Origin of the sequence: Lysobacter sp. TAB13, from assembly GCF_052113885.1 — a bacterium.
Taxonomy (GTDB): domain Bacteria; phylum Pseudomonadota; class Gammaproteobacteria; order Xanthomonadales; family Xanthomonadaceae; genus Lysobacter; species Lysobacter gummosus.
The window spans coordinates 249,147-274,869 of record NZ_JBFRDR010000001.1; the positions used below are offsets into that span (position 1 = coordinate 249,147).

A 25,723-nucleotide genomic window follows, 5' to 3' on the forward strand; every position below is an offset into this window, starting at 1 on the left:
TTCGATTCACGATGCGATCACCGCTTCGCCGCCGTACCCGCTCGATGCGTCGTGCTCGTGGTAATAGCGGACCTCCTCCGACACCCGCAGGTCGTCGAGCGCGCGTTGGGAGATCGCCTTGATCAGCACCAGCTGGTTCATTTCCGAGGCCACGAAGCCTTCCAGCGCTTCCATCGCCTCGCCCGGCTCGATCGAGCCGATCCCCAGGCTTTCCATGCGCTTGCGATAGAACGCGTCGGTGACGACGCCGACGCTGCCCCAATAGGCCCAGTTGACGATCTTGATCGGGTACGGACTACGTGCGCGCATGGCCTGCGCGAAGCTGTCCTTGAAGGTGCAGCCGGCGCAGTAGTTCGACTGGCCGGCGTCGCGGTGGAACGACGCCACCGACGAGAAGAACAGCACGAAATCGAGATCCTGGCCGGCGAAGGCGCGCTCGATGTTCACGCTGACATCGACCTTGGCCGCGAGGCTCTGGCGGAAGACGGCCTCGTCCATCGCGCGCACGGTCTGATCCTTCAGGACCAGCGCCGAATGGACCACGCCATCGATGCGCGGGAAGCGCTCGCCGATGGCGGCGACCGCTGCCGCCAGCGCCAGCGCGTCGGTGGCGTCCGCGGAGAAATAGTGCGGTCGCCGGCCCAGGCCCGCGATCGCATCGAGCTTGGCTTCGATGTCGGCATCCTGCGGCCGGCGGCCGATCCAGATCACCTCGGCGTCGTAGCGCGCGACCATGTGCCGCGTCCATACCTCGCCCAGCCCGCCGGCGCCGCCGATCACGACATAAACGCCCTTCTGGCGATAGGCCGTGTGCGAGGACGGCATGCGGCCGACATCGGCGAATTCCTGGCCGAACCATTCGTCGCAGCGGAACGCCAGCCCCCTGCCCTGCTCGTCCCACGGCAAGGCGAGGATTTCGCGCGGGTCGAGATCATCGGTCGATTCGATGTCGAGCAGCCGCAAGCGCCACAGCGGCAACTCCTTGGCGACGCTGCCGACCATTCCGTGCACGCCGGCATGATGCGGCGACACCCGTTCGCCGTCGAAGACCTGCAGCGCGCGGCGGGTGACGACCGTGAACTTAAGTTCGCGCTCGAACGCGTCGAGCCGGCTCAAGGACTTGAGGATGCGGAACAACGAGAGCACGCCCGCCTCCTGGCTGGGGATGATCGCGTTGTCGCCGCCGACGTCCGCCTCGGGGGCGAACCACAGCAGATGGTCGAATTCGCGCTCGGACAGCAGGCGCTCGATCCGTTCGACCGAATCGCCGGCCACGATCGGCTGATGTTGCAGTTCGATCGGAGCCGCACGCAGCCAGTCGAACAGGGCCTCGTCTCCGCCGAGCAGCAGGCAGCGTTCGCCCGGCGCCGGCGTCACCGCGTCGCGGCCGAAGCGGACCGGATTCCAGATCGGGGCCAGTGCGCGCAGGGCGGACCTGGGCGCCGGAGTCGCGGCCGGCATCGCGAGCGCCGGCGCGGACCCGACGGCGCGCGTCGGGGCAACGACAGGCGCGGATGCGACCGTGCGCGAGACCAGACCGCGGATGCTCACCCGCGGCAGGCCCTGGTCGTCGAGCAGATCGATATCCAGCGACGGCATGCCCGCGATGGGCGCGCCCGGTGCGCGGCGAACCCAGACCCACATTGCGTCGGTGGTGTCGCCGTGGACGATCATCTCGTCGAAGGCGAACGGCATCACCGCAGCGCCGCCTTGCGCGTCCAAACCCGCGAGCAGGCAGACCGTGCACTGCATCGCCGAATCCATCATCGCCGGGTGCAGGCCGAAGCGCGGATCCGCGGCGCCCGGCAATTTCAGGCGCGCGATCACTTCGTCGCCGTCGCTGCGCAGTTCGACGATGCCCCGCATCGCCGGCCCATAGCGCAAACCCAGCGCCTCGAAACGCGCGTACAGCGCATCGCGATCACGGTTCGCGCCCTCGATGGCCTTGTCGGCCGCCGCCAGATCCACCGGCTTGGCGTCGATGACGTCCGAACTGCAGCGCACCGTTCCGCGGGCGTGGAGCGTTTCGCCGCCCTCGCCTTTGGAGAGGATTTCATATTCGAGCCAGCGTCCGCCGTCCTCGTCTTCGCCGTTGTCGTGCAGCGCCACCATCAGCGCGAATGCATCGTCGACCACCACCGGCTGGATCCAGGCGTGATCCTTGAATTCGAGCGCCCGCGTCAGCTCGCCCGGCAGCGCCAGCGCCGCGGCGGCGCGCACCATTTCGATATAGGCCACGCCGGGCAGGACGCGGCGTTCGAGCACCCTATGGTCGCGCAGGAAGAATTCCTCACCGTCGAACTTGGAGGTGAAGATCAAACCCGATGCATCGGACACGTTGGTGTGCAGCAGGGGGTGCAAGATCGACGGCGCCGCCGCTGCGATCGGTTCTGGCCGGGCGCCCTCGGGCCGCTGCGGTATCGCAAAGCGTTTTTTCTCGAAGGGATAAGTGGGCAAGGCGATACGCTGCGCTCCCGATCCCGCAAACAAGGCGTCAAGCGACAGCTTCGCTCCACGGCAGTACAGATCCGCGAGCGCGAGCAGCTTGCTGTGCACTTCTTCAGCTGGCAATCCGCCGAGAACCTGCTGCACCAGAAAGTGCGCGAACTCGTCCAGGCCCGGCGTCGCATTGCCGGAATGCTCGACATCGATGCCGACAAAGCAATCCGGCGCGCGCCGATGCCGGGTCAAGCGCCCGAGCTTGGCGATCAGGTCGCCGACATCGCTCACCACCAGCACGCAGCGATTCGCGAACAGGCCGCGGCCCGTGGCGAGCGTAAAGGCGATATCGTCGAGATGTTCGCCCTTGCCGGCTTCGAGCCAGCTGGCGAGATCAGCGACCTTGCGCCAAAGCGCGGCCTCGGTCTTCGCCGATAGCACCACGATGCGAGGCATCGGCGCCGCGCGTGGCGACTGCGGACGCTGCGGCGGCTCTTCCAGCACCATGAAGGCATTGGTGCCGCCGATACCGAGACAGTTGATAGCGGCACGGCGCGGCGTGTCGGCTTGCGGCCACTCGATCGAATCGGTGTTGACGTGGAACGGGCTGTTCTCGAAATCTATCTTGGGATTCGGCGTGGTGAAATTGACGCAGGGCGGAATGCGCTGGGATTTCAGGCACATCGCGACTTTTATCAGGCTCGCCATGCCGGCTGCGATATCCAGATGGCCGATGTTGTTCTTGACCGATCCGATCGCGCAGAACTGGCGCCGCTCGGTCTGGCTGCGAAACAAGCGGCTGAGCGCAAGGATCTCGATCGGATCGCCCATCGCCGTGCCCGTGCCGTGCGCCTCGATATAGCCGAGGCTGTCGGCGGATACGCCGGCGTTGTCCAACGCGGCACGCATGCAGTCGATCTGGCCTTCGACCTTGGTGGCCAGGAAGCTCATCTTCTGGCCGCCGTCGTTGTTGATCGCCGAGCCCTTGATCACGGCATGAATGCAATCGCCGTCGGCCAGCGCCCGCTCCAGCGACTTGAGCAAGACCATGCCGACGCCGCTGCCGAATACGACGCCTCGCGCGCCCGCATCGAAGGCGCGGACCTGCCCGTCGGCGGAAAGGATGTTGCCGCTCTCGTACAGATAACCGGCCACGTGCGGCGTGCGCACGGCGACCGCACCGGCCAGGGCCATGTCGCACTCGCCCGAGCGGATGCTCTGGCATGCCATGTGCACCGCCACCAACGAGGTCGAGCATGCGGTCTGCACCGCGACGCTCGGGCCGCGCAGATTCAGCTTGTAGGACAAGCGCGTCGGAACGAAGTCCTTGTCGTTGCCGACATGCCAACTGCCGCCGGTCTTGCCGACGACATCGGCATAGTGGTCGGTGCACGACAACAGATGGCTGGAGACGACGCCGCCGGACCCGGCAAATACGCCGACCCGGCCCGGTTGGGTGTCGGGCGGATAGCCGGCATCCTCCATGGCCGACCACGCGCATTCGAGCAACAACCGATGCTGTGGATCCATGATTTCCGCATCGCGCGGCGGAATCCAGAAAAACTCCGCGTCAAAGCAGTCGTGGTCGGCGAGCAGCGGCGCTACTTTCACATAATTCGGATCGGCCAGCGTTTTGGCCGATACCCCCTGGGCCAACAGTTCTTCAGCGCAAAGCGCCGCGATACCGGAGCGACCGGCGCACAGATGGGTCCAGAATTCATGCGTCGAGGCCGAGCCGGGAAATCTCCCGGCCATTCCTATGATTGCAATGTCGCTGTGCTGCTTTTCCATTCCGAATCCTGGCGCAATGAATGCCTTCGATCCGCCACGCACGTGGTCGGCTCGGGTATCGATTGTCTTTAGAGGAACTACCTGATCAGCGCTCGTAGGCGGCGCAAAGATCGCCGACCGTGCGCAGGCCGGTGATCGGCACGTCGCCGCTCGCGAACGGGTCATAGGAAAATTGGATTTCCAATATCGCCAGAATGCGGGCGATATGCAGCGAGCGGAATCCGAGACTGTCGATGAGCGCGCTGGAATCGCTGATTGCGCCGATTTGCAGGCCCTCCTCCTCGGCGACGCGACGGAGGGTGTCGTAGATGATCTGCTGGTGTTCGCTCATGGCGTTCCTGGAATCGGGTTGAACAGAAGAAGGGGCCGCAACGGGGTTGGGCGTTAGCATGTGAAACCGCCATCGACCGCCAGGGTCTGACCGGTGATGGCGCGCGTGGACAGCAGGAAACGAGCACTGTCGACGATGTCCTGGGTGGTGCACATGGCGCGCATCGGTGTCCGGCGAATGATGCGGGCACGCTGAGCATCGGTCAGGTGGCCGACCATCTCGCTTTCAAAAAAACCGGGCGCGATCGCGTTGACGGTGACCCCCTGTGGTCCGACTTCGCTCGCGAGGCTGCGTGTGAGCCCCAGCAGCGCCGCCTTGGTGGCGCTGTAGACCGCCAAGCCCTTATGGCCGCGCAAGGCGTTGACCGAGGAGATATTGATGATGCTTCCGCGCCGCTCGGCGATCATGGCCTTGAGGCAAGCACGTGTCAGCACGATCACCGACTCAAGATTCAAGGTCAGTGCCATGTGAATGTCGCGCTCCGACGTCATCGTCAGCAAGCCTTCGAGGCCGACGCCGGCATTGTTGATCAAGGCATCGATGCGCTTGTAGCGGCGCATGACGTTCATGCCGAAAGCCCGGACTCCGTCGAGGTCCGTGCCGTCGATCGCCTCCCAATGGAAGCGCGCGCCGTCCGGATCGGCGCTGCGCAACTGATCGATGAAGCTGTTGCTGGAACGGCTGAAGGTGGCGACGATGTCGCCCGCATCGAGCCGGTCTTGCACCAATGCCTGCCCCAGTCCGCGACTGCCGCCGCTGATGATGACCACTCGCTTGTCAATCGACACTTTCTTGCTCCCTTTCGACATTGACGGCATCGACCTGCGCTGCGCGCGCCGGGCGACGAATCTTCTTGAAACGCGCGCCAAACATGGGTTCTTCGCTGACCGCCACCCCGACCGGGACCTTGAACGGCGGCAGATGCTCCCGGCAATGCGTGCGCACGCGCCGCTCAACCTGCGCGGCCGGCTCGGGAACCATCAGTTGCACTGTCGCGAAAACCAGTTGCCCGGTAAGTGCGCTCGCCTTGCCGCTGACGACGACGTCGCTGATGTTTTCCAATTGCAGGATCAGGTTCTCGATCTCGCTCGGGTAGACCTTCTCGCCGCCGACGTTGATGATTTCCGACTCGCGCCCGAGGATGCGCAGGTAGCCATCGCGCTCCTCGACCTTGTCGCCGGTGTTGAGCCACCCGTCCTGATCAAAAGGAGATGGCGCATTGAGATAGCCGAGCATCGCTGCGTCGGTCCGGATCCAGAGGATGTCGTCGATGATGCGGGTCTCATGGTGCGGCCCACCGACTTTCACCCAGGTCGAGCCCGCATCCTCCGATCGAGTCGGCAATATTCCGACTTCGGTGAGCCCATAGGTTTGTTTGCAGCGCACGCCGGGCAAGGCCTGGTTCAATGCCTTGAGCGTCGCCAGCGACATCGGCTCGGTGCCGTAGGTGATCAACTCCAGCGACGACAGATCGTAGGCCTGGCGCTGATCCGAAATCAGCAGCATGTTGAGGAAGGTCGGCGTCGTCGGCAGCAGTTGCACGCGCTGCGACTCGATCGCATGACACACCGCGGCGACCGAGCGATCGGCGACAAAAACCGCGGTGCCGCCGTTGAACAGCACATGCAGCAGCGTGTTGACGCCGCCGATATGGTCGAACATCAGGAAAATCAGGGTGCGATAGGCCGCCCCTGGCTTTTGCAAAACATGCGCGATAAGCCGCGAGAAACGGTGGACCGAGGCCTTGTTCTTGCCGGTCGATCCGGAAGTGAAAAGGATCAGCCCGGCCTCCTTGGGCTCGCCGCGCAAGCGATCGAGCAGCGGGTGGCCGCGGCCATAGTCGCAGTGCGTGTAACGACTGCCGCCGTCATTCGAAAACTCGAAAACGCCGTCGACACATGCGGTCGCGAGCGCGTCTTCCACTTCGAAGTTACTGGCGGACAGGAAAGGCACCACCACGTTCGCGTTTTCCACCAGCGCGAACAGCAGCCCGATCATGTCGCCGGAGACCTTCCCGCGCAGTGCGATACATGCGCCCGGAGCGATGCCCATCTCATGCAGTTGCTTTCGCCAGTGACAAATCCTGGCGTGCAACTGGGCATAGTCGAGCGCCGCGCCGTCGCAGACAATCGCTGTGCGCCCGGTGTGATCGGCCCAGCCCTCGATTAGTTTCGTCAGATTCTGCATTTAACGCTCCGTGTACGAAGACCCGCAACGCGGGTGGATCAGCCGATGGTCCGGTCCAGCATGGTCAATGCCGACGACAGGATCGATGCCTGCGCGTCGCGCACGTCCCGGCTTGGGTGGCAAAGATGCGATGCCCATCAGGTCGCGCCCGCCTCGAAGATCGCGTCGAGCGCATCCTCGAATTCGAGGCTCGCCGTGCGCTGCGCGGTGTGGTCGGACGCCGGGGTGCGGCCCGGGGCGTAGAGCGATTCGAGCATCGAGGCGAACTCCTCGTCGTGCGCGCGTTCGGCGTCCGGTGTTGCCGGATGGCCGATCGTCAGGCCCTTGATCCTGATGAGCACGCGGCCTTCGGTATCGATCACGTCGATGTCGATCACGGCACGACCGTCGTGGCGGCCACCGCCGCGCGCCGACCGAACCCAGATCGCGCCTTCACGGGCGCCGACCGAGGCGAACGCGATGCCTTCCAGTGCGAGCAGGGTCGTTGCCGACGGTGCGACGCCGCCGCCGGCCAGATGGTCGAGACAGGCCAGATGCGAGAGCGAGAGCAACGCAAAGGTGTCCAGCGCATCGGCCGCATCGACTGCGCCATCCGGCGCCGGCGGCAAGCGAAATTCGAGCAACTGCTGTCGCTCGCCGCGAAGACAGGCGACAACGCCGTTCGGCAGGCGGTCGCGGATCATGCCTGCATCGACCAGGGCGCCATAGAAGTCGGCGGCGTCTTGGACTTCGCCACGGAACAACGTGCGCAGTTGGGACAAATCGATGCGGTCCGGATCCTTGCCCGTCTCGTAATTGCCGGCGCCTTCGCACAGCATCGACTCGCCGTCCGCGCCCGCGGTCCTTACCTCGAAGTCGAACTCGCTATCGCCGGTCGCGTACAGATCCGCGGAGACGGCACCACCCTGTGTTGCAGGCTCGGAGCTCGCCCACGCCAGAGAACGCAATTCGATGCGCGCCTTGTGTCCACGGTCGCCGAGGGATTCGCGCACCGCCAGCCGTATCATTTCGACCGGCAATAGTTCCGGCAGTCCGGCTTCGGGCCGCAGCGCCGTTCCGCGCAGCGATTTGTCGAGTACAGCGCCGTCCGATGCGAACGACTGCCGCCCGAACACCGAGACATTGCGATGCAGCAGCGGATGCATGACAGCCTGGCTGCCCGCCGTCTGCTTCTCGGGGTCGATGCTGAACCAATAACGTTCGCGCGCGAAGGCGTAGGTCGGCAACGCGCAGCGGCGCATGGAGTAACCGGTGTACAGCGCCTTCCAGTCGGGTTCGGGACCCTTGAGCCAGACGTCGAGCAGCGCCGTCAGATCGCCCTGGTGCAGCCACTGCTGGAGGGTCGCCGCGTCAGTGGTGACGATGTCCGCCTTGCGGCGCACGCTGGACTGGCGCACGCCGGCCGTCTCGGCGTCGCCGTCGAGGTAGGCCTGCAGCCGTTCGATCAGCTCCTGCGCGCTTGCCACGATCAGGGCCATGCGCTCGGGCATGAGGTCGCGGCCGACCTGCAGCGTGTAGGCCACGTCGGCGACGTCTTCCTCCGGGTGGTTGCGCAGATGCGCCAGCAGGCGCGCAGCGTTGGCGCGCAGACGGTCGGCGTTCTTGGCCGAGAGCACGATGGCATAGGGGCCGTTCGGACGCGCGCGCGGCGCGGTGTCGTGCGCCAGGTATTCCTCCAGCACGACGTGCACATTGGCGCCGCCGAAACCAAACGAGCTGATACCGGCGCGGCGCGGATACGAACGGCCTTGTCCGTCGACTGCCGGCTCCCATTCCCTGGTCTTCTCCACCGGATAGAAAGGCGTGTTGTCGAGATTGATGTAGGGATTGAGCTTCTCGAAATGCAGCAACGCGGGAATCTGCTTGTGCTTGATGGACAGCAATACCTTCAGGATGCCGGCGATGCCGGCCGCGGTTTCCAGATGGCCGATGTTGGTCTTGGCGGAGGTGAGCCCGATGTGCGGCTTTACGGCCGGCGGGAGTTGATGCTTGCGGTACAGCTCCGAGAACGCCTTCTTCATGGCCTGGATCTCGATCGGATCGCCCAGGCTGGTGCCGGTGCCGTGGCATTCGAGATAACCGACGCTGCGGGGATCGATCTCGGCCTTTTCGTAGGCTTCGACCAGCAGATCGGCCTGCGCGTTCGGGTTCGGCGCGGTCAGCATCGTCACCTTGCCGCCGTGGTTCTCGGCCGTGGATTTGACCACCGCGTAGATGTGGTCGCCGTCGGCGATGGCGTTTTCCAGCGGCTTGATCAGGATCGCGCCGGAACCTTCGCCACGGACGTAGCCGTTCGCGCGCGAGTCGAAGGTCTTGCACTTGCCGTCGTCGGCCAGCATGCCCGCCGCGCCGAAGGAGATGTGGCCCGCGGGCGTGAGCATGACCTGCACGCCGCCGACGATGGCCATGTCGCAGCTGCCGGTGTGGATCGACTCGATCGCGCGATGCAGGGCGATCAGCGAACTCGAACACGCGGTGTCCAGCGGCGCGCTGGGCCCGTGAAGGTTGAGCAGGAAGGACACGCGGTTGACCAAAATGGCGTGCGAGGTGCCCGAGGCGGAATAGCCGTCGAGTTCGGCCTGGTTCATCGCCATCAGGTCGATGTAGTCGCGGGTCGCCGCGCCGACGAACAGACCGGTCTTGGTGCCGGCCAGATCGGATACGCGGTGGCCGGAATCCTCGATCGCGCCCCAGACGCTCTCCAGGAAAATCCTCTGCTGCGGATCCATCATTTCCGCTTCGCGCGGCGAGATGCCCCAGAACAGCGGATCGAACTTGTCGACCTCGCGCATGAAGCCGCCCCACTTCGACAGCGTCTTGTTCTTCTCCGCCATCGGATTGCCGTAATACGCTTCCCAGTCCCAGCGGTCCGGCGGGATGAGCGTGACCATGTTGTTCTCGGCCTTGCTCAGCTTGTCCCAGTATTCGTCCAGCGTGTCGGCCTGCGGCATCACGCCGCTCATGCCGACGATAGCGATCGGCCGCTCGATGAAGCGGCGCCCAGGCGAGAAGCGCCCCGTGCCTGCGGGCGCCGGCGCGTCCGCCACCGCGAGGGTGTTCTTGGACGCGAATACCGGCTGAGTCGGGACCACCTGGGCTGTGCCGGTCGATGCGGCGTCGACGGCCGGCGACGGTGTGCCCGCCCGCGCATGCACGCGAAGCATGTTCTCGCGGTGATCCTGGGCGAGATGCTTGGCGATTTCGCGGATGTTCGGATATTCGAAGAACAGGACCGGCGTGATGTCCAGGCCGTACTTGTCGTTGACCATGTTGCTGAACGAGGTGAGCCCGATCGAATCGAAGCCCAGGTCCAGCAGGATCGTGTCGAGATCGACATCGTCGGCATCGATCTTGAGGAAATCCATGACGATCTGCGACAGCGCGTCCTGGACCAGGATCGCCAGATCGCCGTCCTCGCTGGTCGCCGCTGCCGGCGCAGTCGCGGACACCGCCACGGCGGCCTTGGGCGCCTCGGCCACGCCGATGCCCCACGCGCGCTCGACCTTGTCCTTCACGCCTTGCAGCACCGCCAGATGCGGCAGATCGCTGTGCAGGCCCAGCATCAAAGCCTGGATGCCGACCTCGCGCTGCAGCGGGCGGATACCGAGATTGCGCTCGAAGAACAGCGCGGTCTGCTCGTCCAGCCGCATGCCGCCCTCGGCCCAGATCGACCAGTTGAGGCTGAGCGCCTTGCCCTGCCGCTGTCCGGCGCGCGCGCGCGCATTGCGCTGCGCGGCGAAGGCATCCATGAAATGGTTCGCGAACGAGTAATCGCTCTGGCCGGCATTGCCCGCCAGCGCCGCCAGCGACGAAAACATCACGAAGAAATCCAGCGGTTCCTCGCGCGTGGCATCGTCCAGCAGCACCGAGCCGCGGATCTTGGGCGCGAACACGGCCGCCATTTCCTCGCGTGTCTTGTTGCGCAGATACGCATCGCGCAGCACGCCAGCGCTGTGGATGATGCCGTGCAGCCCGCCATAGCTGTCCTTGCACACACGCACGAGTCTTTCGACATCCTCGCGCCTGGACACGTCGGCCGGTACGTACACCACTTCGCCGCCGGCCGCGCGCATGGATTCCAGCGCCGCTTCGGTTTCGGGCTTGAGCGCACCGCGACCGCTCAGCACCATCCGCGCCTGGAAATTTTTGGCCAGATGTTCGGCGAAGATCAGGCCCAGACCGCCCGCGCCGCCGGTAATGAGGTAGACGCCGCGGTGCCGGATCGGGGCCGCGTCCTGCGTCTGCGCGGTGGGTTCGGGGCAGTCGTGGATACGGCGCACATAGCGCATGCCTTCGCGGTAGCGCACCGCGAGGGCCTTGGTGTCGTCGCGGAATTCCGCTGCGATCGCGGCCACCGACACCCGGTCGAAGCCAGCTTCGACGCCAGAATCCGCGCCGACGATTTCGACGACCTTGCATGCGAGTTTCGGGCTCTCCGCGCGCAGGATCGTCGCGAAGCCCTGGATCGCCTCGTTATGCGGTTGCGCCACGGGCGGCGTGCTGAAGTACAGATACTGCAGGCGGACATCGGCCTCGCATTTTTGCGCGATGACCGCCTGGACCAGGTACAGGAAGGCGTACACGCCACGATCGAGCGCCCGCATCGTGGCGTCTTCGGCCGACAGACCGTCGGCGTCCGCGCCGGGCAGCGCCGACCATGCGAAGCACACGTGCAGCGTGGCATCGGACTGATTGCGCAGCGCCGAAAGCAGTGTGTCGTAATCCTCGCGCTTGCCGGCATCGATGCGATAGCGATGGGCGTCGACGCGGGCGAAACTATCGCCTGGCAACACCGCGATCAGCGTGTCGGGATCGCTTCCGGATGCGACCAGCGCGGCTCGGTAAGCGTCGTGGCTGGCTTCATCGGGCGCGAAGATCACGATGGTCTGTCGCGAGGGATCGCCCGCGGGGGCAGAGAGCGGCGATGGCTGCCAATCGGTCCCGAAGTACAGGGTCGAGAACGCAGCGTCGGCATCGCCCGGTGGCGGCGCCTTGGACGCGGCGCCCGGCTTCTCGTGCACGTCGAGCAGCGGCACGCCGACCGAATCGCGCACCTTGACCAGCACCTTGCCTTGCTCGTCGACGATGAGCACATTCATCTTCGACAGGTTGGACGACTTCTTCTCGTCCTTCGCCTCGGTCACGTAGCTGTAGCAGACCTGCGTGAGCGGATGCAGGATCTCCACTTCGCCCAGCGAATACGGCACGAACATCTCGCCGCCCGCGTCCGCGAGCCGCGCGGCCATCGCCGCCTGGAACGAGGAATCGACCAGCGAGGGATGCAGCACGAACTCGTCGAAGCGCGTGCCGTCCAGCGCCGGCATCTTCAGCGCGCCCAGCACTTCGAAGGCGACCTGCGGATTGCGGCGGACTTCGGTCAGCGCCTGGAAGGTGGGCCCCAGGCCCAGGCCGAGATTCTTGAACAGCGGATAGGCGCGTTCGCCGTCCATGACCTTTTCGCAGCGGCCGCGGATCGCGGACAGATCCACGTATTCGTCTTCCGCCGCGTCGTCCTGGGCCGTGGCGTAAAAGAGTTTTCCCTGGCAATAGAGTTGCTTCTTTCCATCCTCGCGTTCGCTGAAGACCTCGAACACCACCGAGTCGCCAGCGGGCTTGAGTTCGATCAGCACATCGTTGGGAACCGCGCCCTGCACCGTCAGCGGGCTGACCCAGAGGATGTTCCTGATCCTGCGGACCTTGCGCCCCGCGGCGATCTCGCCGGCCTTGCGCGCCAGGTCGAGATAGGCCACGCCCGGAAGCGTCGGGATGTCGGAAACCAGATGGTCGTAGATGAAGAATTCGCGGTCGGTGAAGACCTTGCGGAATACCTGGCGCTCGAACGTGGATTCGTTGCTGTCGATCAGCGGATGCAGGCCGGCGAGGTGTACGGCGGTCATCGGGCCGATCGCATTGCCTTCGACGGGTTCGAGCCAATGGCGCTTGTCGGCGAACGGATAGGTCGGCAGCGAAATGCGCCTGCCGTGCCCGCCGGTCTGCATGCCCTGCCATTCCGACACCAGGCCGTCGATCCACAGCTGCGCCAGCTTCATCGGATCGCGCGATTTCGCGAGCAGATCGACAAAGGCTTCCTTTTCCTTGCGGCTGAGCATCTTGGTGATGCCGTCCGCATTCCTCACGTGGCCGATGAAAATATGCTCGTCGCGCGTACCGTCCAGGAAGCACTGCAGCCTGTCGATCAACCGCTCGTGGCTGTCCGCAAGGATGGCGACCCGGTGATCGAAGGATTTGCGGCCGAACTGCAGGGTGAAGGCGATCTCGTCGAGGCTGGGCGCGGACGCATCGCTGAGGTGTTTTCCGACGAAGGATTTCAGCCGCATCGCGACCTGCCGCAGCTGCTCTTCGTTGCGCGCGGACAGCGGGAAAATCCGCAGTCCGCGCTCCACCGGCGCGCCGTCGGCGGACAGCGCGGTGTCGCCGACCGCTTCGAGAATCACGTGCGCGTTGGAACCGCCCGCGCCAAAGGAGCTGATGCCCGCGCGCAGCGGCTGCAGTACGCCGTCGACCTGTTGCGGATGCCACGGTGCCAGCGCCTGCTGGACCACGAACGGCGAATGCGCGAAATCGATGAACTCGTTGAGCTGCGCCGAATGTAGCGACGGCACCAGGGTGCGGTGACGCATCTGCAGGATGGTCTTGCACACCCCGGCAATGCCCGCGGCCGCTTCCAGATGGCCGATGTTGGTCTTGATCGAACCGATCGCGCAGCTGCGCAGCGCGACCTGGTCTTTCTCGAACGCCTGGTTGAGGCCGGCGATCTCGATGGGATCGCCCAGTTCGGTGCCGGTGCCGTGGGCTTCGATGTAGCCGATGCTGCGCGCGTCCACGTTGGCCTTTTTCAGCGCCGTGGTGATGACCTCGCACTGCGCCTTCGAGTTCGGCACCGCATAGCCGCTGTTGCGTCCGCCATGGCTGATCGCCGAGCCCTTGATCACCGCATAGATGTTGTCGCGGTCGCGCCGCGCCTGCGACAGCGGCTTGAGCAGCAACGCGCCGACGCCCTCGCCCGGCACGTAGCCGCCGGCATCGCGGCCGAAGGCGCGACACAGACCCTCTTCCGACAACAGACCGCCAGCGACAGTGATTTCCTGCTTGCACTGGTGCACATCCAGGTTGACGCCGCCGACCAGCGCGGCGGCGCATTCGCCCTGCCGGATGGCATCGCAGGCGAGGTGGATCGCGGTCAGGCTGGCCGAGCACGCGGTGTCCACCGCGATGCTGGGGCCGGTGAAATTCATGAAATACGAAACGCGGTTGGCGACGCTCCACAGGAACGAGTTGGCGATCACTTTGTTGCCGGCCAGCCGCTCTTCCGCGCCGACCATCTGGTACATCGCCCACACCGCGCCGACGTACACGCCGATCCGGCCCGCGCCCAGCTCATCGCTCTGGAAGGCGTCGGGATAGTAGCCGGCGTCCTCCAAAGCTTCCCAGCTGACTTCCAGGAACAGGCGTTCCTGCGGGTCCAAGGTCTCGGCTTCGCGCGGCGAGATGTTGAAGAACAGCGAATCGAAGCGGTCGAGGTCGTCGAGAAAACCGCCGCGGTACCGGCCCAGCGCATCGCGGTTGCGCCGGCGGTCGAACCGCGACTGCGGAATCTCGCTGATGCAGTCGCGGCCCTGGGTCAGATTCTCCCAGAGCTCGTCGGCATTCCGGGCCTTCGGCAAACGCGCGGCCATGCCTACGATCGCGATGTCCATATCGGTCTGCATCGGCATGTCGGATGCGCGCGGTGCGGCGGCCTCGACGGCACGCACGCTGTCCGCCGCATGCGGCTGTGAAGCATGCGTCACCGCAGTCTGCGGGTGTTGCGCGGCCGCACCCAACGCGTCGCTTGTGGGCGCCGATGCGACGCTGCGCGGCGACAGCAGTCGCTGAAGCGTGAGCCGGACGTTGATATCGCCCACGCCTTCGGCGGCGCCGAGATCGGGAATATTGACGATGTCCGCGAACGCATCCGCCAGCCGGTCGCCCAGCCGCTTTACCTCGTCGGCCTTGAGGCCTACGGGAATGGCCAGTCTGACCAGCTGATTGAGCGAGGTGTTCTGTTGCATGCCCACGCTGTGCGCACCGGCACGGATGCCCGTCGCCAGATAGAGCCATGCCGCGAACGAGGCTACCGGTGCGACAAGATCGCGAAACTGCGGAATCCGCTTGACGTCGACCAACACGCAGTGGGCCGACGCCGGACGCACGACGGGCAATTGCCGCTGCGCCAGATGCGTTGCCAGCGCACGCACGGCATCGACGCGGCGGCGGACCTGGGTCTCGATGTAGCCGCGGTTCTGCAGCGATGCCGCGATGCATTTCTTCTCGGTGACGTCCAGCGCTTTGCCGCCGCGCTGTTGCAAGGCCTGCAGCCGGTCGTGCAGCACCTGATCGTTGGTGGCGATCAGCCCGCCCTTGTTGACGCAGAAATCCTTCGCCAGGCTGACCACGATCGCGTCGGCCTGCGACAGCAGCGCCTCGGCGACCTGCCACAACGACGCGTCGCGCCATTCGGGATCGTGTTCGCTCACCGTCAGCGCGTTTTCCAGCACGCGCGTTGCATCGAGCACCAGCGGGATCCGCTGCGTCTGCAGCAACGCCTTCACCTCCCGCAGATGCGCCAGCGACACCGCGCCGCCGCCGGCGGCGTTGTCGCTCAGTTCGATGCAGACATAGGCGATGTCCGCCGCGTGAGCGTCGATCTGCGCACGCAGCGCGGATAGATCGACGCCGCCCTTGAATGCCGCGTCGGACTGCAGATCGAACACATCGGCAACAGGAATTTCTACCGGAGAGAAGCCGTTGTCGATCTGATGGAAGATCGTGCTGGGGAACAGGATGTTCTGCGGCACCCTGCCCTTCTTCTCCCACGCCTGACAGAACAGCGCTTCGGCAGCGCGTCCGGATTCGGCCAGCGTGAAGTGCTTGAACGGAAATACCCGGCGCAGGACGGCGTTCACGTCGGCCGGCCGCTGGATCTGCGCGAACAGGGCCGCCATCTGTTTATCGATGGCGGGCAGACGCAGCTGCGCCCAGGAGTCGGTTTTCAGATCGAACTCGACCTGCTCGGCGGGGATGTTCTGCGGATTGAACCCGGCCGCTTCCAGCGCCTTCCAACGCGGGCTGGATGCGATGTCGACAGCGACTGTCGCGGCGGCGGTCGAGGCTGGCGCCGCATCCGCTTGTGCGGCGGATACCGGCGCAAGCGACGCGTCGTCGATCGACGGTTCGTCGCTGTCCGCGATCGACGGGTCGGCGATCATCAGGATGATGTCGAGGATGTTGTCCGCCTTGCCCGCATCCACGGCCCGGCACAGGAAGATGTCCTTGCTCTCGGGGCGGAACTTGTTCTTGAATTGGAGATTGCCCGCGTCGTTGAAAATGTCCTGGCGGCGCAGCGCCTCGAGGACGCTCTCGATCGCCGGGTCCGCGTCGGGGGAATCGGCGAGTTTGCAGCCGTAGGTGCCGCCGAGGCTGAAGACGTTGCAGCCTTCCTCGCGCAGCGTCCGGATGATGTTGACGATCGCGAATTCCAGCCCGCCGAGCGGCATGTCCGGCCCATAGAATTCCAGGTCCATCAGATAGCCGGCGCCGGCCGCCATCGGCGACACCAGGATCGCGTTCTGCAGGACATCGTCGAGGTAGGTCAGGAACAGCCGGTGCTCGCGGTCCAGCGTGCCCGCGAGGATCTCGGCCTTGACGATGTGGATCAGCGGATTGACCATCGTGCGCGTCGCACACCACCGATCGATGATGCCGGCGACCGCCTCGGCGGTCTTCGCATCACTGCCGCAGACGTATTCTTCGGTACGGCAGGCGCCGGCGTTCGCGAACTTGGACACCAGATAGCGCAGGCGCTTCATCTTCTGGCCTTCCAGCGTGAACGACGCCAGATCGGTCACACGCTGCATCACGCCGAACGGCGTCGCGGAAAAGCGCTTGCCGCACAGCTCGGGCAGCCGGTCTTCAACGAACAGATTGAACTGCAGACCGTGCGCCTCGCAGTACCGGTACAACTGCTCGGCGAGCGGCGGGAAGTGCTCTTCCGGGCCGGTATAGCCGTAGGCCAGCAGAATGCCCCTGCCTTTGCCGCAGTTGAAGTAGCCGCGCTGCGCGTCGCCGAAGAACAGCAGCGGCGCGATCATCGCGGTGCCGCGCGACACCGAGGATTCGTTCTTGTATCGATCGAAGATCTCGAGCCGGCGCTGCTGGAGCTGCGGGTAGCGATGCAGATGCTTGAGCGCGACCATCGCCGGCAGCCGCGTTTCGCCCGCGGGGCTCGTTACCGCCCGCGCGGATGCGGCTTGCGCCGGAGCGCCATGCGCGTCATTGGCGTTCGACGGGCGCGGCTCCGCCAGCTGCGCGGGCGCGGGTGCGGGTGCGGGCGACGAGGCGTCCGCGAATTTGCACATCAGAACGACCACATGCGCCTTGACGAAATACCGGGCGAGATCGCGAACGTTGAAGTTCTCGAACAGAAGCGTCTTCGGCAAGGTGCCGAAGTCCTGTTCCAGGCGTTTGAGTATCTTCAGGACCAGAAACGAGTTGACGCCGAGTTCGCCGAACGGCGTTTCTGCATCGAAGACCAGCGCCGCATCCGCCGCTTCGCAGATCAGCGATTTCAGATAGCTCTCGGTGCGCTCATGCAGGGTATCGGAGTCCATCATAAGTCAGCATCCCTTGCGTTGCGTCCCCAGCGCCGAGTCGTTCTGGCGCGACGTCGAATCATAGTCATTAGAAAATCTGGCAACAACTGAAATTGGCAAAAAAAGCCTGGAATTTCGCTGTTTTCTTGCGAGTCAGAGCCTGCGCCACGCAGCAGCGCGGCCGCGTCGCCGCGTCCGTCCACGATGCTTCTTGGACACAGATCAGATCTCGATAACGATCTTTCCGCACGCATGACCTTTCTCCAGATGACGGATGGCATCGACAGCGTTCCCGAGCGGGTAGCGCCGATCGATGACCGGGCGAAGCGCCCTTTGCTCGAGCAATCCGGCGAGCGTCGCCAGATCCTCGGCCGTGGAATTTTTCGACACCACCATCCAACGATATCCGCGGGCGACCAGCGGCATCGCAAACACGTTCAGCGCAAGGCGCAGCGGGCCGATCCAGCGGTTCGTGCTGGGTCCTCCCACCCAGACGAACCGACCCCGCGGCGCGAGCACACGCCGGCAGCGACGCATGGTCTGGCTGCTGATCGTGTCGACGATCACGTCGTAACGGCTGGAACCGGCGGTGAAATCGTGCTTTTGGTAATCGATGACATGATCGGCGCCGATGTCGTGCATCAGCGATCGCTTGGCCTCGCTGCACACGGCTGTGACCGTGGCGCCGAAATGCTTCGCGAGCTGCACGGCATGCACGCCCACCCCGCCGCCCGCGCCGTTGATCAGCACATGCTGTCCGGAAGTCACCTGGCCGTAGTCGCGCACTGCGTAGAGCGCGGTGCATCCCGCCAACGGAACCGTGGCGGCTTCGGCGAAGCCGATACCATCCGGCTTTTTCACCGCGACCGCTGCGTCGACGCACAGATATTCGGCGAGTGCGCGGGTACGCCCGGTGGAATTGTGCGCGATCTGGCCGAAGACTTCCTCGCCGACACGGAAAGCGGTGGCATCGTCGCCGACGGCGTCGACGACCCCGGCGAAATCGAGGCCGATACCGTTGTTTTTCGGACGTTTCAGGCCGGTCTGAAGCCGCAGCATGTAAGGGCTTCCGCGCAGCAGATACAGATCGACCGGGTTGACCGAAGCGGCGCGCATGCGGATGCGCAGCTCATTCGGGCGCGGCTGCGGCAGCGCCACGTCGCGCAACTGCAGAACATCGGGTGACCCGTACTCGTGGTAGACGACGGCCTTCATGGGGCCGTCCTGATATCGGTCTCGATCTTGACGATCGTGCCCTGTGCCACCGCGACCAGCATGGATTCCTGATTGCGGATGACGTAGACCTTGCATTCGCACACCGCCTGCCTCAATGCGAAGGACAGCACGGTGGATTTGGCGACCAGCAGATCGCCGATGGTCGGCATCACGTAATTGATCTTGAATTCCGAGGTCACGCATTTGCCGAGTACGGTCGCGCCGGCGAAGGTCAGGCAGTTGTCCGCCAGGTAACTGACGACGCCGCCATGCACGAACCCGTAGCTCTGCTTGAAATCCTCGCGAATCCGCAGCGACAGTTCGGCATAGCCCTCAGACAGCTCGCACAGCTCCGTGCCCAGCAGCCTGCTGAAGGGCTGCGACACCAGCACCTGCTGGCCCATTTCGAAGAATCCGTTCAACTCGACGCCCTCACTGCGGAATATGAGGCGCTGCCCGGTCTATACGCGGTGTTCAGGCCGATCCGCTCCAGCGCGCCGAGGTATTTCCGCTCGTCCATGCCGAAGGGATTGATCACATCGCTGAATCTCGATGCGCTGTCGGCCGGAAGCAGATACTTGACGAATGTGGCAAGGGTTCCGCTGGGGCCAACGTCCAGGAAATGGAAGTCGCCCTTGGCGAGCAGGCTGCGCACCGTGGCGCCGAATTCGACCGGCTGGCGGAAGGTGGCCCACATGCGTCGCAGCCAGTCCCTCGGATCGCTGTCGCCGTCGTACACGCGGCCGTCCAGACACGACACCATCGGCGTGCGCAGCGGTGCGAAGTCCAGCTTGTCCGCCAGCGCCATGAACGGCGCTTCGAGCGCCTGCTGCATTTCGGTGTGGAACCCGTACTTGACGGCCAGCGTCTGATGCACCACACCGTCGCGCGCCAGCGCTTCGCGCAGCGGTGCGATCGCGTCGGCCGGTCCGGTCACGACCAGATGCTGGTCGAAATTACGCGCGGTCACCCAGCAACCCGCCATCCGGTCGGCATAGCGCGTTTCGATGTCGGGCACGTTCACCACCGCCAGCATCGTCGCCGGCGGACTTTCGGCTTCGATCAGCCGGGCGTAATCGACGGCCAGGCCGATGCCTTGCTCGATCGTCAGCGCTTCGCCGACGATCGCGGCGGTAAGTTCGCCCAGGCTGTAGCCGAGCAGATAGTCCGGCCTGGCGCCCGCTTCGATCAGCACCCGCGCCAAGCTGAATTCGAACGCGATCAGCGCCGGATTGGTATGCAGCAGACGATCGAACGGCTGGCTTTTGTCGCCGTCGCGGTACAGCGCGTCGCAGAGCGAACCGCCGATCAGCGGTCCGGCGATTTCGTCGCAGTGGTCCATCCACAGGCGGAACCTGGGATGCCGGTCGTAAAGCTCGCGTCCCATCTGATGGTATTGCGAGCCTTGGCCGGAAAACATGAAGACGAGAGGAAGGCGCATGGACAGTCAGGCCGCCGAATGTTCGTCGAGCGAGAGTTCGTCGAGATCGAAGTAGCCGTTGAATCCCTCCATGTAGACGGCCGCGCGATGGCCGAACAGCACCACGGCCGGAGTGCGCGTGATCAGCGCGCCGTGCTCGGCCACCAGCGACTTCACGCCGGAGCCGACGCGATGGCGGCTGTTCCAGGCAGCGACCTTCCGCTCCGCGAGCGCGAAACGATCCTCGCGCGCGCCGCCGGCATCCTCCGCGGCGCCAGCCGACGCCGCAACAACGGCATCGACGCTCGGAACCTCCGATTTTTGCTCGGCTTGCGCCGGCGGCGGCGCCTGCTCGGCGGCGGCTTTCGCGGCGATCTGCCTGATCTTGAGGATCATTTTCGCGAGCACGTCTCCGTGGCCGATCTCGACGAATTCCATCGCATCCGACAGCGACATGAGATGGTGGATCGTGTCGCTCCACAGCACCGTGCTGGAGATCTGCTTCGACAGGTACTCGACGACGGCGCCGTTCGGATACGGCTTCGCGGTCAGGTTCGCGATCACCGGTATCTTCGGCTGCGAGAATTTGCGCTTCTTGAGGAAGGTCTCGAATTTCTGCTTCGCCGGGATCATCAGCCGCGAATGGAACGCGCCGCTGGTATTGAGCGGCACGTACATCACCCGGTCGAACTGGAAGATCTCCTGGCATGCGGCGATGTCGGCGGAAGGCCCGGAGATGACGATCTGCAGCGGCGTGTTGCAGTTGGCGATATCGACCTCGCCCAGCCCTTTCTCCTTGAGCACCGCCTCGATCTGTTCGCGGGTGGCGTTGACGATGGCGGCCATCGCGCCCTGGGTCGCCTGGCTCATCAACTCGCCGCGCTTCTTGACCAGCTTCAGGCCGGTCTCGAAGTCGAAGCATTCGGCCGCCAGCAGCGCATTGAACTCGCCCAAGCTGTGACCGGCGAGGTAATCGGGCGTCTCGCCCGTGTCCTGGATTCTCTTGTAGTACGACAGCGCATTGACGACGTACAGCGCCGGCTGGGTGAACTGGGTCTTGCCCAGTTCGCGCCGCGGATCCTCGAGACACAGTTCCTTGATGGAGTAGCCGAGTACCGCGTCGGCCTTCGCGGTCAGCTCCGGATACGCATCGAACAGGTCGCCGCCCATGCCGCGCGCCTGCGAGCCCTGCCCCGGGAACATGTAGGTTTTCATCGAATCCTCCTGGAAAAAACGTACGTGCGAAAGTGTTCTCGATCAGCCGCGTTGCAGGCAGATCGCGGTATTGATGCCGCCGAAGCCCATGCTCATGTTGAGCGCGCGCTCGACGAGGTGATCGATGGCGGTCGCGCCCACCCAGCGCAATTCCGGATCGATGGGGTTGTCCAGATTGCGCGATGGATGCAGGCGCCCGGCCTGCATCTGCAGCATCACCGCGATGAGTTCGACCATGCCTGCGGCGCTGAGCGCATGACCCACCAGCGATTTGGTCGCGTTGAGGTAGGCGCGATCCAGCCCGCAGGCACGCAGCGCGGCCAGCTCGGTCTCGTCGCCGACCACCGATGCGGTGCCGTGCGGATTGACATAGTCGATCGCATCCGCGGGCAGCCCGGCCATCGCCAGCGCGCCGCGGATCACGGCGGTTTCGCCTTCGAGCGACGGATTGGGATTGCGGTTGGCGTCCCAGGCCATCGCCCAGCCCTTGAGTTCGGCATACGGCGTGCGCGTCGCGTCGGACGCCCGGCGTACCACGATCGCTCCGCAGGCTTCGCCGAAGATGAAACCGTCGCGGTCGCGGTCGAACGGCCTGCAGGCAAGCTCGGGCTCACGCGCGTAGCGATCCGAGCCCATCGCGCCCAGCGAACGGAACGCCTGGCACTCGAAGAACGAAAGATCCATCAGCGCGCCGAGCGCGATGCAGACATCGACTTGCCCGGAGCGAACCGCTTCGATCGCCTGTATCGCGGCCAGCTGCCCGCTCGCGGACGCGCCGCCGACGGTGATGGCGAGGCCGCGGATGCCGAAGACTTCGCTGCACACGCCGCACAGATCGGTATCCATGAACGTCATCGCATGCGTCGGACGCAGGAATTCCACCTGGTTCTGATACTTGGCCTGGCTCAGCGCCAGTTCGCGCTGCTGGATGTTGGACCCGCCGACGATCAGGCCGATCCGGCGCGGATCGACGGCATCGAGCCCGGCGTCTTCCCAGGCTTCGTGCAAAGTCGCCAGCGCCACCTGCGCGGACCAGGACAGGTTGCGCAGCTTGGCTTCGGCTATGGCCGCAGGCATGCGCAGATCGGCGATCTCCGCACCGATGAACGCAGCGGCGACGTCGTCGGCCGCGAACGGCTTCTGCCGGCCGGGACGCTGCATCGCCGCGAACCGGTGCTCGCCTGCCAGCAGCGCATCGGTGAAATCGCGACGGCCTTGGCCGATCGACGCGGTAACGCCGATTCCGGAGACGACGATGGGTGTGGGCTCAGCGGTGCGCATGTTCAGAGCAGTCGATCCTGGGAGCGGTTCACATTCACGGAGCGCAGATTCAGAGCCGGGCGTGCAGCAGCGTCGCCAGCTCGCCCATGTTCTCGGCCTTGGCGAATTCGATCATCGGCGCCTTCAGCGACAGCGATTCGAGCGCCAGCATCACGACTTCGGAGCGGTCGATCGAATTCGCGCCGAGTTCGCGCAGGGAGTCGGTGAACTGGAATGCATGATCGTCGAGCCCGGGCACGACTTCCCGGGTATGGCCGACGATGGTGGCGAAGACATCTTCAAGAGTCATGGCGATCTCGGTTGTGGAGTAGGCGTTTGTGGATTGATCTAGTGCGCTCATGCACCGAACAGCGTGGCGATCTTCGCCTTCACCTCGGGCTGGGCGAAGGTCACCGCATGCATTGCGACCTCCTGCGCGATCGTGGCGGGCAGCGCCTGCCGCAGCGGCGCGCTCAGATGGTCTTTGAACGCGACCAGCGAGACGCGCGGCTTCTCGGCCAACGTCTGCGCGAGTTCCAGCGCGTGCGCCACGACCCTCTCGCGCGGGACTACCGGAAACGGAATCCCGCGCTGCTGCAGCTCTTCGCCGCGGTAATTGTTCGCCGATAGCATCATTTCCGTGGCCAGGCCCAAGCCCAGTTTCTGCGGAAGGATGAAGGTCGCGCCCATGCCCGGAGTGAAGCCGTAGCGCATGAAATTGGCGGTGTAGATATTTTCTCGCCCCAGCACCACCAGATCGGCGAACATGCCCAGAACGAATCCGCCGCCGATGCCGTGCCCCTGCATCGCGGAGATCACCGGCACCGGACAGTGCAGCGGCAGGCCGTAGAGCGCGCGGTCGGTGAATGCGCCACGGCCCTCGGACAGATTCATCAGCTGTTCCTGGGTGCCACCGCTCGCGAAATAATTGTCGTAGCCGGTCAGCACCACGACCTTGCAGTCCGGAAGACGCTCGACCTCCGCGAACGCGTTCATCAGCCCCTCGGTGAGCGCCTCGGAAAACGTGTTCTTGCTCACGCGGTCCTGCATCGCGATCTGAACGATCTGCGGAGCCACGAACTGCAGGTCGACGACTTTCTCGCTCACGCCGCGCCCTCCCATGGAAACTGGCCGGTCTTCACGTAGCGCGAGATCCTTTGCAGGTTCTCGACATCCGAAAACACTTCGCGATTGGCGGCCAGCGCCATCGGCTCGGCCGTGGCGATGGACGTCTCGATCGCGCTCATGTAGCGCTTGTAGCGCGCGACGCTGGTCTTGTTGAGTCTGCGCAGCCGCAGCAGATGCTTGCGCAGCAGGTTGTCGCTGTTGTCCTCGAAGGCGTCGACCAACCCCCATTCGCGCGCGACCTGCACCGCAACCGGCTGGGTCGACAAGGTCATGGCGTTGGCCTTCGCGAAACCGATCCGACGCACCAGGAACGGCAGCACGCAGGCCGGCATCAGCCCGAACAGCAACTCCGAGAGACTGAACACCGCCGCCGAATCGGCGAGCACGATGTCGCAGGCGGCGACAAAACCGATGCCGCCGGCGTTGGCCTTGCCGCGGACATGCGCGACAGACACGTACGGCCCGGTCGCCAGGCGCCGCCAGATGTCGTACAGCGGCTTGGGATCCTGCTGCGGTACGCCGCCGCCGTCGAAGCTCTTCTGCAGATCGGCGAAATCCGCGCCGAAGCAGAAGACCTCGGGCAGGCCTTCGACCACGACGATCTTCGCGCGCGTCTCGCATGCGTCCAGGGCCAATGCGAACTCGGCGATCAGGCGGTCGTTGATCGCGTTGTTCGCTTCTGGCCGGTGGATCTGCAGATACGCGATGTCATCGTCGAAACGCATGCGCAGCGCGGTGAAGTCGGCGGTGCCAATCGAGCGGCCGTCCATCAGCCGACCCACTCGTATTCGCGGTGGAATTCCTTGATCTCCTTGAGGAACAGCACCGGCTTGTCCATCGCGCTACGGGCCCGGGCGATGAAGCCTGTATCGAGCACGACGTTGCGCGTACCGAACCGGACCGCATTGCTGCCGACCAGCAGGCGGTCGTATTCCTCCATCGTCAGTTCCGTGCGGCGGTCGAGATGCGCCTGGATGCCCATCGCGCGCAGGCGCTGCTGGCCTTCCTTGCGCACCACGCCGCTGAAGAATTCGGAGCAACAGCCCGAGCCGTAGGAGAAGGCGCCGATGCGCTTCGGGGTTTCGAAATCGCCGTGGTCGATGGTGCTGGCGATCGCCAGCGCCGTGGTCGCGCCCATGATGTTGGCGACGCGCTGGCAGTGGATCATGCCGGGAGTGACGCGGCGCTGGAAATCCTCTTCGATCTCCTGCGGCTTGGCCCGCACCATCTTGCGCATCATGTTGCGGTGCGCGCCCTTGATCATGCCGCCGAACGGGCAGTGATAGGCCAGATAGGTGAAGGTGGCGGCGAAATCCGCGTCCGGCACGCGTTTTTTGTATTCCAGGAAGGCGTTCTCGCAGCAGTCGAGATAGGAGAGCAGCGACAGGTCCGAATCGCCGGCGTCGCCATCGACGGTGGGCCGGCAGGTGTCCATGACTTCGTAGCCGTAATAACCGTTCGCGCCGACGTCGACCTGGAAGATGTGCGGCTGGTCGCTGATCAGCATCGCGACCGCGCCGGAGCCGTTGCTGGGCTCGGCGAACGACCAGTCGGCGGTCAATGCGTCGCCGCCCTCCTCGACCATGAAGCGTGAGATGTCGGTGGCGAGCACCAGCGCCTTCGCGCCCGGCGAGGCCTGCGACAGCACGAAGTTCACCGCCATCTGGATGCCGGCCGCACCGGAATAGCAGGCGTTCTTGATCTCGAACAAGCGGCAGTTGCGGTTCAGCCCCAGCAGCGAGTGGCAGTAGGTGCTCATCGATTTGCCGAAATCGAAGGCCGATTCGGTACAGGTGATCACCATCTCGATGCGGTCCCGCTCCTCAGGACTCAGCGCATCGACGATGGGCTTGGCGGCATTGACCGCAAACGTGATCGGGTCTTCGTAAGGCAGTGCGACCGTCTTCTCTTTCATCAGCAGGTTCTCGAACCGGGTGGTGTCGAGCCCGCGATGCTCGGACAGCTTCCTGACATCCAGGAATGCGGTACCGGCGAACACGTTCATTGCTTCAATACCAACTGCTTTCATGCGGTTCTTCTCCAAAAACCAAAAGTTGTCGTTTGCCGCCGCGTCCGATGCCGGCC

General features: G+C 64.8%; 14 protein-coding genes. All 14 read right to left on the bottom strand.

Annotated elements, in window-relative coordinates; genetic code table 11:
* Window positions 1–6: 6 nt before the first annotated feature.
* On the bottom strand, window positions 7–4,395 hold the full coding sequence (locus AB4Y92_RS00945; protein WP_441817937.1) for an SDR family NAD(P)-dependent oxidoreductase: 4,389 nt from the start codon (window positions 4,393–4,395) through the stop codon (window positions 7–9).
* Window positions 4,316–4,561, bottom strand: a complete 246-nt coding sequence (locus tag AB4Y92_RS00950) for a hypothetical protein (protein ID WP_441817938.1) — start codon at window positions 4,559–4,561, stop codon at window positions 4,316–4,318. The genes AB4Y92_RS00945 and AB4Y92_RS00950 overlap by 80 nt, the downstream gene beginning before the upstream one ends.
* A gap of 53 nt (window positions 4,562–4,614) precedes the next feature.
* Window positions 4,615–5,349: an SDR family NAD(P)-dependent oxidoreductase gene (locus AB4Y92_RS00955; protein ID WP_441817939.1), complete on the bottom strand. Its 735-nt coding sequence runs from the start codon at window positions 5,347–5,349 to the stop codon at window positions 4,615–4,617.
* Window positions 5,339–6,748 carry a class I adenylate-forming enzyme family protein gene (locus AB4Y92_RS00960; protein ID WP_441817940.1) on the bottom strand — a complete coding sequence of 470 codons (1,410 nt, stop codon included), beginning with the start codon at window positions 6,746–6,748 and terminating at the stop codon, window positions 5,339–5,341. The genes AB4Y92_RS00955 and AB4Y92_RS00960 overlap by 11 nt, the downstream gene beginning before the upstream one ends.
* Window positions 6,749–6,885: 137 nt before the next feature.
* On the bottom strand, window positions 6,886–17,421 hold the full coding sequence (locus AB4Y92_RS00965; protein WP_441817941.1) for an SDR family NAD(P)-dependent oxidoreductase: 10,536 nt from the start codon (window positions 17,419–17,421) through the stop codon (window positions 6,886–6,888).
* A gap of 201 nt (window positions 17,422–17,622) precedes the next feature.
* Complete coding sequence (locus AB4Y92_RS00970; protein WP_441817942.1) at window positions 17,623–18,615, bottom strand: NAD(P)-dependent alcohol dehydrogenase; 993 nt, start codon at window positions 18,613–18,615, stop codon at window positions 17,623–17,625.
* Window positions 18,612–19,037, bottom strand: coding sequence for a PaaI family thioesterase (locus AB4Y92_RS00975; protein ID WP_441817943.1), 426 nt, complete (start codon window positions 19,035–19,037; stop codon window positions 18,612–18,614). Before AB4Y92_RS00975 ends, AB4Y92_RS00970 begins: the two co-directional genes overlap by 4 nt.
* Entirely contained in the window at window positions 19,034–20,056 is a 1,023-nt protein-coding gene (locus AB4Y92_RS00980; protein WP_441817944.1) for an acyltransferase domain-containing protein, read from the bottom strand. The genes AB4Y92_RS00975 and AB4Y92_RS00980 overlap by 4 nt, the downstream gene beginning before the upstream one ends.
* A gap of 6 nt (window positions 20,057–20,062) precedes the next feature.
* Window positions 20,063–21,250 carry an ACP S-malonyltransferase gene (gene fabD / locus AB4Y92_RS00985; RefSeq protein WP_441817945.1) on the bottom strand — a complete coding sequence of 396 codons (1,188 nt, stop codon included), beginning with the start codon at window positions 21,248–21,250 and terminating at the stop codon, window positions 20,063–20,065.
* 42 nt (window positions 21,251–21,292) lie between these two features.
* Window positions 21,293–22,531 (bottom strand): beta-ketoacyl synthase N-terminal-like domain-containing protein, encoded by a 1,239-nt coding sequence (locus AB4Y92_RS00990; RefSeq protein ID WP_441817946.1) that lies wholly within the window; start codon window positions 22,529–22,531, stop codon window positions 21,293–21,295.
* Window positions 22,532–22,580: 49 nt separating this feature from the next.
* Complete coding sequence (locus AB4Y92_RS00995) at window positions 22,581–22,820, bottom strand: acyl carrier protein (protein WP_441817947.1); 240 nt, start codon at window positions 22,818–22,820, stop codon at window positions 22,581–22,583.
* A gap of 47 nt (window positions 22,821–22,867) precedes the next feature.
* Window positions 22,868–23,632, bottom strand: a complete 765-nt coding sequence (locus AB4Y92_RS01000) for a polyketide synthase (RefSeq protein WP_441817948.1) — start codon at window positions 23,630–23,632, stop codon at window positions 22,868–22,870.
* Window positions 23,614–24,408: an enoyl-CoA hydratase/isomerase gene (locus AB4Y92_RS01005; RefSeq protein WP_441817949.1), complete on the bottom strand. Its 795-nt coding sequence runs from the start codon at window positions 24,406–24,408 to the stop codon at window positions 23,614–23,616. Before AB4Y92_RS01005 ends, AB4Y92_RS01000 begins: the two co-directional genes overlap by 19 nt.
* The gene (locus AB4Y92_RS01010; protein ID WP_441817950.1) at window positions 24,408–25,667 is read right to left on the bottom strand and encodes a hydroxymethylglutaryl-CoA synthase family protein; all 1,260 of its coding nucleotides are present in this window, start codon (window positions 25,665–25,667) and stop codon (window positions 24,408–24,410) included. The genes AB4Y92_RS01005 and AB4Y92_RS01010 overlap by 1 nt, the downstream gene beginning before the upstream one ends.
* Between the last annotated feature and the right edge of the window lie 56 nt (window positions 25,668–25,723).

Bases quoted from the DNA above. Each gene is read 5' to 3' on its own strand.
- AB4Y92_RS01010 (WP_441817950.1), bottom strand. From the start codon at position 25,667: ATGAAAGCAGTTGGTATTGAAGCAATGAACGTGTTCGCCGGTACCGCA.
- AB4Y92_RS00945 (WP_441817937.1), bottom strand. From the start codon at position 4,395: ATGACCCGTTCGCGAGCGGCGACGTGCCGATCACCGGCCTGCGCACGG.
- AB4Y92_RS00990 (WP_441817946.1), bottom strand. From the start codon at position 22,531: ATGCGCACCGCTGAGCCCACACCCATCGTCGTCTCCGGAATCGGCGTT.
- AB4Y92_RS00965 (WP_441817941.1), bottom strand. From the start codon at position 17,421: ATGATGGACTCCGATACCCTGCATGAGCGCACCGAGAGCTATCTGAAA.
- AB4Y92_RS00950 (WP_441817938.1), bottom strand. From the start codon at position 4,561: ATGAGCGAACACCAGCAGATCATCTACGACACCCTCCGTCGCGTCGCC.
- AB4Y92_RS00960 (WP_441817940.1), bottom strand. From the start codon at position 6,748: ATGCAGAATCTGACGAAACTAATCGAGGGCTGGGCCGATCACACCGGG.
- AB4Y92_RS01005 (WP_441817949.1), bottom strand. From the start codon at position 24,408: ATGGACGGCCGCTCGATTGGCACCGCCGACTTCACCGCGCTGCGCATG.
- fabD (WP_441817945.1), bottom strand. From the start codon at position 21,250: ATGAAAACCTACATGTTCCCGGGGCAGGGCTCGCAGGCGCGCGGCATG.
- AB4Y92_RS00995 (WP_441817947.1), bottom strand. From the start codon at position 22,820: ATGACTCTTGAAGATGTCTTCGCCACCATCGTCGGCCATACCCGGGAA.
- AB4Y92_RS00980 (WP_441817944.1), bottom strand. From the start codon at position 20,056: ATGCGCCTTCCTCTCGTCTTCATGTTTTCCGGCCAAGGCTCGCAATAC.
- AB4Y92_RS00970 (WP_441817942.1), bottom strand. From the start codon at position 18,615: ATGAAGGCCGTCGTCTACCACGAGTACGGGTCACCCGATGTTCTGCAG.
- AB4Y92_RS01000 (WP_441817948.1), bottom strand. From the start codon at position 23,632: ATGGGAGGGCGCGGCGTGAGCGAGAAAGTCGTCGACCTGCAGTTCGTG.